The sequence below is a fragment of the Streptomyces malaysiense genome (assembly GCF_000980885.2).
GTDB classification, from domain to species: Bacteria; Actinomycetota; Actinomycetes; order Streptomycetales; family Streptomycetaceae; genus Streptomyces; species Streptomyces malaysiense.
In genome coordinates, this window is sequence record NZ_LBDA02000028.1 from 60652 (window position 1) to 72494 (window position 11843).

Sequence of the window (11843 nt, forward strand, 5' to 3'; positions counted from 1 at the left end):
GCGCCTCGACCAGGCCTTTTCCTCCGGTCCGGTCAGCCCGGGTAGACCGGTGCCGTTCCGTCCTTGTCGACCTTCTGCCACTGCGTCCCGCTCGGCAGCCGGACGATCCCGTCGTCCGAGTAGGCCACCAGCGGCGCCCGGTCGTCCTCGGAGGCGGCGATCGCCTTCAGTCCGGGCAGCGCGCCGGGCGCCGGACCGTCGAGGGTGGCGCCGTCGACCTGGACGTAACGCATCTGCTGCACGCCGCCCTGCTCCTGGCCGACCACCAGCAGCCTGCTGTCCCCCGCCCAGGTCATGGCGCTGACCTGCTCCAAGTCGGGAGCGGCGGAACGGAGTTCGACCACCGAGGGCGCCTCGCCGGTCCGGTCCCCGCGCTCGATCCGGCCGATCATCAGGGACTGCTCACCGCCCTTCTCCACGACCAGCGCGACCCGCACGCCGTCGGCGGCCACCCGGGCGTCCTTGATCCGGCCCTGCAGGTCCGGGACGGTGACCTTCTGCGCCCTGCCGGTGCCGTGCTCCACGACGTACAGACCCGTGGCCCGCGGGTCGCGGTCGGCCACCCAGAGGTCGCCCCGGGCGTCCCAGCTGGGTGTGGTCAGCCGGTCGGCGGGCGTCGGGCCCTTGCTGGTGACAAGCGCGGCCCCGAGCGAGCTGTCCGAGGTCAGCGACGTCACGCGCAGCGACGCGCCGTAGTCGTCGACCGCGGCCACACTGTGCTCGTCCCGCGAGACGGCCACCGACCGGAGCGTCTTGTCGCCCTCGCCGAGCGCGCCCGGCACCTGCACGGACCCGGTGCCGGTGCTCCCGGTCGGCATCCGCACCAGCCGGTGCTTGCCGTCGACGTAGTACAGGTACTCGGGCCGCTTGGACGAGGCGTGCCAGGCGGCGGACTCGGCGCGCTCCTCGGTCAGATCGCACAGCCGGTGCCCGCCGGTGCCCTCCAGCTCGACGGACTCCAGGGTCGGCGCCAGGTTCCGCAGCGTGAACAGCAGCTGGGTGGCCATCTCGGTGCACCTGGACGTCGCAACGCGCGACGGCTTGAGTTCCAGGGGCACCGTCAGCCGGTTCTGGTCGTCGGGCGCCAGCTGTGACACGCCCTTCTGGAGGGCCGTACCGGTCGGGAAGCTGGAACGCACCACCGGCGCGAGCCAGCTGGACGGCCCGCTCAGCAGCGAGCGGACCATCTGCGTCATGGCGTCCACCTTGCTGCGCACGGACACCGGATCGGCGACCGCCACCGGTTCCCTGGCCGACCCGACCGACGTGCCGGAGGCGAAGTAGTACTTGTCGACGGACGTGTAGTTGCGCTGGAAGTCCGACTTGCCCATGACCACGCCGTCGGGCAGCTCGTCGATGCGCCACTGCCCGGACTTGCCGTCCCGGGTCAGGTGCACCTTCTTGCGGTAGGTGCCGGCCGCGGGCTGGTACGCCTGCTGGGCGTCGACCGTGGCGACCCGGGTGCCGGTCAGCACACAGGTGACGCTGTTGGCCGCCTCCCGGCTGCCCGCCCGGCAGTCGGTCTCGATGCTCGGCCCGTTCGCGAGGACCGTGGTCGACCGCTCCGGCCGCCAGGTGCGCGCGGCGTCCTTCGCCAGGTACTTGCGCGCTGTGTCGTACGCCGGGTCGTCGCTGGTCAGCGCCTCCAGGAAGCCCTGCATGATCTCGCCCGGGTTGGCGTCCTCGGCGGGCGGCATGGCGAACACCCGTACCCCGGTGTCCTGCCGGGGCGTGGATTCCACGTCCCGCAGATCACCGCTGTCGGGCATCGAGGCGCACCCGGCCAGCAGAACGACCCCCACGGCGGAGCACGCCGCCGCGCGCCATGGCTTCCGCCGGGCGCCCCCCTCGCGGTCAGCGCCCACGAAATGCCTCCCCTGGCTCGGTCGAATCCTCCGGCCCGGCCGGCTCCCGCGGACCGGATTCCCGTCGTACGGCCCCGGCGTCCGCCCCCGGATCGGCGGCGGGCCGCTCCTCCGGACGCCGTACGGGCCCCGTGGGCCGGGGCACCACGCGCGCGCCGTTGCCGTTCCCGGGCAGGGCGGTCGGGTCGGCGGTGGGCACGGCGGGGGCACGCGGCGGCAGCGCGGGCGCATGACCGCCGCTCTGCTGCGCCGGAACGGTCGCCCGCTTCTCCGTACGGGGCGTCCCGGAGCCGTCGGGGCGGCGCCTGCGACGCGCGTCCTTGGGCTCCAGCGGTATCGGCGAGCCCCGCAGCGGCTCGTCCGCGGTCCTGGGCAGCGTCAGCCGGAACTGCGAACCGCCGCCCGGCTCGCCCCAGGCCTGGAGCCAGCCGCCGTGCAGCCGCGCGTCCTCCAGGGCGATCGACAGCCCGAGGCCGGTGCCGCCGGTGGTGCGGGCGCGGGCCGGGTCGGCCCGCCAGAAGCGGCTGAACACACGGGTGGCCTCGCCCGGCTTGAGCCCGACGCCGTAGTCGCGCACCGCAACGGCGACCGCGCCGCCCGCGGCGGCCAGCTTGACGATGACGTCCTTGCCCTCGCCGTGCTCGACGGCGTTGACGACGAGATTGCGCAGCACCCGCTCCACCCGCCGGGCGTCGGCCTCGGCGACCACGGGCTGGAGGTCGCCGACCACCCGTATCCGGGTGCCCTTGCGCTCGGCGAGCGGCTCGGCGCCGCCGACCACACGCCGTACGACCTCCCTGAGGTCGATCGGCTCGGCCTCCAGGGCCGCCGCGCCCGCGTCGAAGCGGCTGATCTCCAGCAGGTCGGCGAGCAGCGACTCGAAGCGGTCCAGCTGGTCGGCGAGCAGTTCGGCGGAGCGCGCGGTCACCGGGTCGAAGTCCTCGCGGGCCTCATGGATGACATCGGCGGCCATCCGGACCGTCGTCAGCGGGGTACGCAGTTCGTGCGAGACGTCCGAGACGAACCGGCGCTGCATCCGCGACAGGTCCTCCAGCTGCTGGATCTTGCCCTGGAGGTTCTGCGCCATCTTGTTGAACGCCTCGCCCAGCCGGGCGATGTCGTCCTCGCCGGTGACCTTCATGCGCTCCTGGAGCTGACCGGCGGACAGCCGCTCGGCGATCCCGGCCGCCATCCGCACCGGCGTGACGACCTGCCGCACCACCAGCCAGGCGATGGCGCCGAGCAGGACGACGACGAACAGGCCGGCGGTCGCCAGGGTGCCCTTGACCAGGCTGAGGGACTTCTCCTCCTGCGTGAGCGGGAAGAGGTAGTACAGCTCGTACGGCCGCCCGTTCGGGTCGTTGACCTGCTTGCCGATGACCAGCGCGGGCTGCGCGTCCTTGCCGTTGGAGTAGACGATCCGGGTATAGCTCTGGGCGGCCGTCGTGCCGCTGTTGACCCGGTCGCGCAGGTCGGAGGGGACGCTGGAGGTCGGGTTGACGTTGCCGGAGCCGCGCGGGCTGCGGCCGCCGCCGCTGTCGTCGCCGACGGGCAGCGTCACCACGTCGAAGGCGCCCGCGCCGCCGCTGGACAGCGATTCCACGAGGTCGCTCATCCACTGGATGACGTTCTGCGTGGGCCGGCCGTCCGCGCCCGCGGTGCCGTCCGTGCTGCCGTCGGCGGTGCCGGGCGTGGTGCCGGTGGCCGTGCCGTTGGTGCCCGCCGCCTCGTCGGCGCGCTGCTTGGCCACCGCGAAGCCGCCCGTGGCCTGGCTCTGCGAGGCGCGCACCTTCGCGTCCAGCAGTCCGTTGCGCACCTGCCCGATCACGACGAAGCCGAGCAGCAGGACGACGCCCAGCGACATGAGCAGCGTGGTGGCGACGACCCTGAGCTGGATGTTGCGCCGCCACAACCGCATCACCGGCAGCAGCGGCCGGCGCACCCAGCGCAGGAAGAGCCGCAGGACCGGGCTGCCCTGCACCCCGCCCTGGAGCAGTCCGCCCTCGAAGAGGCGCCTCAAGCGGGTACCCGCCGCCGTCCGGCCGACAGTCCGCTTCGGACGGTCCCCGGGCATGCCGGACCCCGAAACGACACTGTCCCCGGACACGTCAGCTCGGTCCCGCCTTGTAACCGACGCCACGGACGGTCACCACGATCTCCGGTCGCTCCGGGTCCTTCTCGACCTTGGAACGCAGCCGCTGGACATGCACGTTGACCAGGCGGGTGTCGGCAGCGTGGCGGTAGCCCCACACCTGTTCGAGCAGCACCTCGCGGGTGAAGACCTGCCAGGGCTTGCGGGCGAGCGCGACCAGCAGGTCGAACTCCAGCGGGGTCAGCGCGATCGACTGCCCGTCCCGCTTCACCGAGTGCCCCGCCACGTCGATGACCAGGTCACCGATGGTCAGCTGCTCGGGCGCCGGCTCCTCGGAGCGCCGCAACCGCGCCCGGATCCGCGCCACCAGTTCCTTCGGCTTGAACGGCTTGACGATGTAGTCGTCGGCGCCCGACTCCAGCCCGACCACGACGTCGACGGTGTCGCTCTTGGCCGTGAGCATCACGATCGGCACGCCGGACTCGGCGCGGATCAGCCGGCACACCTCGATGCCGTCCCGTCCGGGCAGCATCAGGTCGAGCAGCACCAGATCGGGCTTGCTCTCACGGAACGCGGCCAGCGCCTTGTCGCCGTCGGCTACGAAAGACGGCTCAAAACCTTCACCACGCAGCACGATGCCGAGCATCTCGGCCAGTGCGGTGTCGTCGTCGACGACAAGGACTCGTCCCTTCATAAACGACATCATCCCATTCTCGTAACGACGACAGAGGTGCAGGTGAGCAGGCTCACTGGCCTGTGACGATAGTCGTACGGAGCCGTCACTGTCTGCCCCGGCCGTCCCACGGGCGCCCAGGGCCTTCCTCCCGCGACCCCGGAACGGCCCTCGGCAGCATCCGGGAGACAGGCACCAGCGGCGCCGGACATGGGTCCGGCGCCGCGCTCCGGTCAGTAGGCCGAGGCCTCGCGCGCCCGCTTGCAGACTGCCGCGAGCGCCTCACCCGACACCGGCGTGACGGCACCCTCCTCGGTGACGATGGCCGTCACCAGCTCGGGCGGCGTCACGTCGAACGCCGGGTTGTACGCCTGCGTCCCCAGCGGCGCCACCGGGATCCCACCGCCGGGCCCCGTCACCTGCGCCTGCGGTGCCATCACCTCGGTCACCTCGAAGCCGGGACGCTGCTCGACCTCGATGGACGCGCCGTCGGGGGTGTCCGGATCGATCGTGGTCAGCGGCGCCACCACGATGAACGGCACCCCGTGGTGACGCGCGAGCACGGCAAGCGGATAGCTGCCCACCTTGTTCGCGACCGAGCCGTCCGCCGCGATCCGGTCCGCCCCGATCAGCACCGCGTCCACCTCGCCCGCCGCGAACAGCGAGCCCGCCGCGTTGTCGGCGAGCAGGGTGTACGCCATCCCGTTGCGGCCCGCCTCGTACGCCGTCAGGCGCGCGCCCTGGAGCAGTGGACGCGTCTCGTCCACCCACAGCCGCCGCAGCCGCCCCTCGCGATGCGCCGCGAGCGCCACCGCGAAGGCCGTGCCCTCACCACCCGAGACCAGCGCCCCGGTGTTGCAGTGGGTGAGGAGCCGGTACCCACCGCCGGGCAGCAGCTCGTCCAGCAGCGCCAGACCGTGGGCCGCCATCCGGGCGCTGGCCTCGGCGTCCTGCCGGTGCAGCGTCCGCGCGGCGGCCAGGGCGGCCGCCGCCGCGGCGGCCGGGTCGCCGCTGCGGGCCAGCTCCGCCTCGTGCGCGGCCCGTGCCCGGCCCACGCCGACGGACAGGTTCACCGCGGTGGGCCGGGACTCCTCGATGGAGCGCGCCGCCTCGGGCACGTCGAAGCCCCGCGCGGCGGCGAGCGCGACGCCGTACGCCCCCGCGATACCGAGCAGCGGCGCCCCGCGCACGGCGAGCGAACGGATCGCCTCCACCAGCGCGGGCGCGTCCGTGCACACCATCTCGACTTCCTCCGCGGGAAGCCTCGTCTGATCGAGAAGGACCAGTACGGGACCTTCGGGTGGTTCCTCCCATCGGATCGCCGGTATTCCGGGCGGCCGTTCGTCCCCGCCGCTTCGTGCCTGATGATCAGCCATGCGGTCAGTCTGCCCCGGACACCACGGCCAACTGAAGACATCCGGCCCGCACCTCGCCAGGTCCCGACTTGACCACGCCATGGCACGATGTCCACCGACCTGCCGCCGCGACCGCGGACGGGCACCGAGAAGGAGCTCCGATGACAGACACTCCGGGCTGGGCCTCGCCCGGATCCGACCCGACGCCCGAGGAACGGGAACCCGCTCCGTCCGGCACCGCCGACCAGCCCGGAAACGACTCCGGCGCACCCGCGCCGCAGCCGGGCCCGCAGCCGCAGGGCCCAGGCCCGCAGTGGTCCGGCAGGCAGCCGCCACCCGGCCAGTGGTCCGCGCCCACCGGAGCCCCCGGCCAGAACCCGCCGCCCGGCCCGGCCTGGGGCGGCCCGCGGCCCGGCACACCCGGTGGCTACGGAGGCCCCCCTGGCCACGGCGCCCCCGGCTACGGGATGCCCGGCGGACACGGAGCCTGGGGCGGCGGCTGGGGCGGCCCCCCGGCCGCGGCCAAGCCCGGCGTCATCCCGCTGCGCCCGCTCGGCGTCGGCGAGATCCTCGACGGCGCCGTCTCGACCCTGCGCGCCTACTGGCGCACGGTCCTCGGCATATCCCTCGGGCTCGCGGTGGTCACGGAGATCGTCGCGGTTCTCGTCCAGGGCTACTTCCTGAACCGGACCACCGCGAAGGCGTCCTTCGGCGACCCCATGCCGCCCGCCGAGGCGCTGCGGGTCATGGGCGAGTCGTTCCTCAGTTCCGTCGTCCTGGGCCTGATCACCCTGATCGGCACCCTCATCGCCACCGCGATGCTGACGAGCGTGACCAGCCGCGCGGTCCTCGGCAGGCCGGCCACCCTGGGCGAGGCGTGGCGGGAGGCCCGACCGCAGCTCCTGAAGCTGTTCGGCCAGATGCTCCTGCTCGGCCTTCTCGGCTTCGGAATCATGCTGGTCGCCTCGGTGCCCGGCATCATCGGCTTCCTCTCCGGCAGCCGGGTCGCCGGAGTCGCCCTCCTGATCCTCGGCTTGGGGGCCGGGATGGTCGTCCTCATGTGGCTGACGGTGCGTTTCTCGCTGGCCGCGCCCGCTCTGATGCTGGAGAAGCAGGGCATCATGCACTCTCTGCGCCGCTCCACGAAGCTGGTGCAGGGCTCCTGGTGGCGCGTCCTCGGCATCCAGCTGCTCGCCGGCCTGATCGTCGGCCTCGTCAGGGTGGTGATCTCGATCCCCTTCACCGTCATCGCCCTGATGGCGAGCGACGACGGCCTGTCCGGCCTGCTGGGCCAGAACGGCGGACACCTCAGCTGGACCTTCCTGATGATCGTCGGCATCGGCGCGGTGATCGGCATCACCATCACCCTGCCGATCTCCGCCTGCGTCACCGTGTTCCTCTACATCGACCAGCGCATCCGGCGCGAGGGCCTCGACCTCGAACTGGCCCGCGCCGCAGGTGTCCAGGGCGTCCCCGCCGGCGCCCCCGGCCCCGTCCCGGGGAGCTGACCGGGTGTTCTTCACGGGGGGATCGTTCACGGCGCCGGGCCCGCCCGGCGCCGTGGCCACAGTCGTACACGGCCTGCTGCGTGCCTCGGGCACGTCCGTCCTCCAGGCGGCCGGCCCGGGTGACACGCCACCGTTGACCGTCCCGCGCGACCCCGCCCGCGAGGCGGCCCGGCGGGAACTGGCCAAGCGCATGTACCACGAGAACGACCCCAGCCTGGTCGAGCGCGCCCTGAAGGCGTTCTGGAACTGGCTCGACGACCTGTTCGGCAGCGCCGCCGGACCGACCCCCGGTGGCGCGGTGGGCCTCCTGGTCGTGATCCTCTTCGTCCTCGCCGTGCTGGCCGCCCTGTGGTGGCGCCTGGGCACCCCGCGCCGCCCGGCCCGCTCCACCGCGGCCACCCTCTTCGACGACTGCCCGCGCAGCGCCGCCGAGCACCGCGCGGCCGCCGAGGCACACGCGGCCCAGAGCCACTGGAGCCTGGCCGTCCAGGAACGCATGCGCGCCGTCGTCCGCTCCCTGGAGGAGCGCACCGTCCTCGACGTCCGGCCCGGCCGCACCGCCGACGAGGCCGCCGCCGAGGCCGGCCGCGCGCTGCCCGCACACACCGGCCGGCTCCGCGCCGCCGCCCGGGAGTTCGACGACGTGACGTACGGCGGACGCGCCGCGAGCGAGCAGTCGTACCAGCGCCTCGCCGAACTCGACCGGGACCTGGAACGCGCCAGGCCCGCCCACGCCGACAGCACGGCCGCCACGGCCCACACCACCAGCCGGGGGGCCGCCGAGTGACCGCCGAGGCCGCACCCCCTTCGGCCGCCACCTCCACCGCGCCCACGGCACGGGCGGTGTGGACCCGGACACGAGGCATCGTCCTCGCGGTCGTGCTGCTCCTGGCCGCGGCCGTCGTCATGGCCGCCGTACGCTCCACCGAGCGGCACGGTCAGCTCGACCCACGCTCCGCCGACCCCTACGGCAGCCGTGCCGTCGCCCAGTTGCTCGCCGACCGCGGGGTCACCACGCGCGTGGTCACCACCCTGCGCGCCGCCCGCGCCGCCGCGGGCCCCGACACCACCCTCCTGGTCGCCGTCCCCGACCGGCTCACCGACGGCCAGCAGCGCGAACTGCACCGGGCGACCGCGCCGTCCGGCGGACGCACCGTCCTCGTCGCGGCGAGCGGCTGGTCCGTCGGCCGGCTCGCCCCCGGGGTCAGCGCCGACCCCGCCGACAGCCTCGGCTCCGCCCTGGCCCCCGACTGCGCCCTCCGCGAGGCCCGGCGCGCGGGCAGCGCCGACACCGGTGGCGTCCGCTACACCACCACCCTGCTCGACGCCGACTCCTGCTACCCCAGCGCACGGCTCGCCACCCTGCTGCGTGTCCCGGCCGCCGCCGGGGGCGACACCGTCGTGCTCGGCGCGCCCGACATCCTCTACAACGACCGCCTCGACAAGCGGGGCAACGCCTCGCTCGCCCTGCAACTCCTCGGCTCCCGCCCCCATCTGGTCTGGTACCTCCCCTCGCTCTCCGACGCCCCCGCCGCCGACAGCGACCACAAGAGCTTCCTCGACCTGATCCCCCCGGGCTGGCTGTGGGCCACCCTCCAGTTGTTCCTCGCGGCCGTACTCGCCGCCTTCTGGCGGGGGCGCCGCTTCGGGCCCCTGGTGCCCGAACGGCTCCCCGTCGCGATCCGCGCCTCCGAGACCGCCGAAGGCCGCGCCCGTCTCTACCGCAAGGCCAACGCCCGCGACCGCGCCGCCGTCGCGCTGCGCTCCGCCGCCCGCACCCGCCTCGCCCCGCTCGTCGGGGTGCCCGCCGCCCAGGCGCACGCGCCCGAGGCCCTGCTTCCCGCGCTGTCCGCCCATCTCACCGGCGACGGACAGGACCTGCGCCCCCTGCTCTTCGGGCCGCCACCCGACGACGACACGGCCCTGATCGCACTCACCGACCGACTCGACGCCCTCGAAAGAGAGGTACGCCGTTCATGATGGACCCGACCACCGACAACGCCGGGCTGACCAAGGCCGCGGGCGACCCCCGCGCCTCCCTGGAAACCCTGCGCGCCGAGATCGCCAAAGCCGTGGTCGGCCAGGACCCCGCCGTGACCGGCCTCGTCGTCGCCCTGCTGTGCCGCGGACACGTCCTGCTCGAAGGCGTCCCCGGAGTCGCCAAGACACTGCTCGTGCGCGCCCTGGCGTCCGCCCTCGAACTCGACACCAAGCGTGTCCAGTTCACCCCCGATCTGATGCCGAGCGATGTCACCGGCTCGCTCGTCTACGACACACGCTCCGCCGAGTTCTCCTTCCAGCCCGGCCCGGTCTTCACCAACCTCCTGCTGGCGGACGAGATCAACCGCACCCCGCCCAAGACGCAGTCCTCCCTCCTGGAGGCCATGGAGGAGCGCCAGGTCACGGTCGACGGCACGCCCCGCCCGCTCCCCGAGCCGTTCCTCGTCGCCGCGACGCAGAACCCGGTCGAGTACGAGGGCACCTATCCCCTCCCCGAAGCCCAGTTGGACCGGTTCCTGCTCAAGCTGACGATCCCGCTGCCGTCCCGCGAGAACGAGATCGACGTCCTGAACCGCCACGCCTCGGGCTTCGACCCCCGTGATCTGCGCGCCGCGGGCATACGCCCCGTCGCCGGCCCCGCCGACATCGAGGCGGCCCGCGCCGCGGTCGCCGGGACGACCGTCTCCCCCGAGATCACGGCCTATGTCGTCGATATCTGCCGTGCCACCCGCGAATCCCCTTCCCTCACCATGGGCGTGTCCCCCCGTGGGGCCACGGCCCTTCTGTCCACCGCCCGCGCCTGGGCCTGGCTGACCGGCCGGGACTACGTCACCCCGGACGACGTCAAGGCGCTCGCCCTGCCGACCCTGCGCCACCGCGTCCAGCTGCGCCCCGAGGCGGAGATGGAGGGCGTGACGGCCGACTCGGTCATCAACGCGGTCCTCGCCCACGTCCCGGTCCCCCGCTGATGGCGCTCACCGGACGCGCCGCCCTGCTCGCGGCCCTCGGCTCCGTCCCGGTCGGCATCCTGGAACCGGGCTGGACGGGCATCCTCGCGGTCAACGGTCCGCTGGCCCTGGCCTGCGCCTGTGACTTCGCGCTGGCCGCGCCCGTACGACGCCTGGTCCTGAGCCGCTCGGGCGACACCACCGCCCGGCTCGGCGAGGAGGCCGAGGTGACGCTCACGGTCGCCAACCCGTCGCGCCGGGTGCTGCGGGCGAAGCTCCGGGACGGCTGGCCGCCCAGCAGCTGGCTGCCCGGGACGGAGGTCGAGTCGTCCCGGCACCAGATGACCGTGCCTTCGGGCGAGCGCAGACGGGTCGTCACCCGGCTGCGTCCCACCCGCCGGGGCGACCGCCAGGCCGACCGTGTGACGATCCGCTCCTACGGCCCCCTCGGGCTGTTCTCCCGCCAGGGCGCCCACCGGGTGCCCTGGTCTGTACGGGTTCTGCCCCCGTTCACCAGCCGGAAGCATCTTCCGTCGAAACTCGCTCGATTGCGTGAACTCGACGGTCGTACAAGCGTTTTGACGCGCGGTGAGGGAACGGAGTTCGACAGCCTTCGCGAGTACGTCCCCGGTGACGACACCCGCTCGATCGACTGGCGGGCCACCGCCCGGCAGACGACGGTCGCCGTGCGCACCTGGCGCCCCGAACGCGACCGCCACATCCTTCTCGTGCTGGACACCGGCCGCACCTCGGCCGGCCGGGTGGGCGACGCACCTCGGCTGGACGCCGCCATGGACGCGGCGCTGCTGCTGGCGGCGTTGGCCTCCCGCGCCGGTGACCGCGTGGACCTGCTCGCCTACGACCGCCGGACGCGAGCCCTGGTCCAGGGCCGCGCCGTCAACGAGCTACTGCCCTCCCTCGTCAACGCGATGGCCACGCTCGAACCGGAGCTCCTGGAGACCGACAACCGGGGTTTGATCTCGATGGCCCTGCGCACGGCGCCTCGGCGTTCCCTGGTCGTCCTGCTCACGACGCTGGACGCCGCACCGGTCGAACAGGGGCTGCTTCCGGTGCTCCCCCAGCTCACGCACCGCCATACGGTCCTGGTCGCCGCGGTGGCCGACCCCTATATCGCCCAGATGGCGGAGGCCCGGGGCAGCGCGGAGTCGGTGTACGAGGCCGCGGCGGCCGCCCAGGCGCAGAACGAGCGTCGGCGCACCGCGGACAAGCTGCGCCGGCACGGGGTCACCGTGGTCGATGCAACCCCGGAGAATCTGGCACCGGCTCTGTCGGACGCGTATCTGGCTCTGAAGGCGGCGGGTCGGCTGTAAGCGCCGATTCGCTGCCCTTCGGGGTGGCGTCGTGTCGGAAACTGCCCGTGAACGCAGAAAGCCCCCGCACC

The 11843-nt window shown here is 73.5% G+C and carries 9 protein-coding genes; 5 read left to right on the plus strand and 4 right to left on the minus strand.

Annotated features, from left to right (window positions below):
• Positions 1–32: 32 nt before the first annotated feature.
• The 4 genes from VT52_RS12850 to mtnA form a co-directional block, all read right to left on the minus strand.
• Complete coding sequence (locus VT52_RS12850; protein WP_046419982.1) at positions 33–1865, minus strand: LpqB family beta-propeller domain-containing protein; 1833 nt, start codon at positions 1863–1865, stop codon at positions 33–35.
• Positions 1855–3972 carry an MtrAB system histidine kinase MtrB gene (gene mtrB / locus VT52_RS12855; protein ID WP_206306499.1) on the minus strand — a complete coding sequence of 706 codons (2118 nt, stop codon included), beginning with the start codon at positions 3970–3972 and terminating at the stop codon, positions 1855–1857. The genes VT52_RS12850 and mtrB overlap by 11 nt, the downstream gene beginning before the upstream one ends.
• 1 nt (position 3973) lies before the next feature.
• Positions 3974–4663, minus strand: a complete 690-nt coding sequence (gene mtrA / locus VT52_RS12860) for a two-component system response regulator MtrA (protein WP_187279108.1) — start codon at positions 4661–4663, stop codon at positions 3974–3976.
• A gap of 200 nt (positions 4664–4863) precedes the next feature.
• The gene (mtnA, locus tag VT52_RS12865; protein ID WP_071387435.1) at positions 4864–6006 is read right to left on the minus strand and encodes an S-methyl-5-thioribose-1-phosphate isomerase; all 1143 of its coding nucleotides are present in this window, start codon (positions 6004–6006) and stop codon (positions 4864–4866) included.
• A 140-nt stretch (positions 6007–6146) separates the two neighbouring features.
• Here mtnA and VT52_RS12870 point away from each other — a divergent pair, with 140 nt between their 5' ends.
• From VT52_RS12870 to VT52_RS12890, 5 genes are read left to right on the plus strand one after another with little or no spacing between them, the layout of a single operon-like run.
• Positions 6147–7493 carry a DUF7847 domain-containing protein gene (locus VT52_RS12870; RefSeq protein WP_071387436.1) on the plus strand — a complete coding sequence of 449 codons (1347 nt, stop codon included), beginning with the start codon at positions 6147–6149 and terminating at the stop codon, positions 7491–7493.
• Between the two features lie 52 nt (positions 7494–7545).
• Positions 7546–8280 (plus strand): DUF4129 domain-containing protein, encoded by a 735-nt coding sequence (locus VT52_RS12875; protein WP_420856278.1) that lies wholly within the window; start codon positions 7546–7548, stop codon positions 8278–8280.
• A complete protein-coding gene (locus VT52_RS12880) occupies positions 8277–9473 on the plus strand; it encodes a DUF4350 domain-containing protein (RefSeq protein WP_071387437.1) in 1197 nt (398 codons plus the stop codon). The genes VT52_RS12875 and VT52_RS12880 overlap by 4 nt, the downstream gene beginning before the upstream one ends.
• Complete coding sequence (locus VT52_RS12885; RefSeq protein ID WP_071387438.1) at positions 9470–10462, plus strand: AAA family ATPase; 993 nt, start codon at positions 9470–9472, stop codon at positions 10460–10462. Before VT52_RS12880 ends, VT52_RS12885 begins: the two co-directional genes overlap by 4 nt.
• Positions 10462–11772, plus strand: coding sequence for a DUF58 domain-containing protein (locus VT52_RS12890; protein ID WP_071387439.1), 1311 nt, complete (start codon positions 10462–10464; stop codon positions 11770–11772). The genes VT52_RS12885 and VT52_RS12890 overlap by 1 nt, the downstream gene beginning before the upstream one ends.
• The last annotated feature ends 71 nt before the right edge of the window (positions 11773–11843 follow it).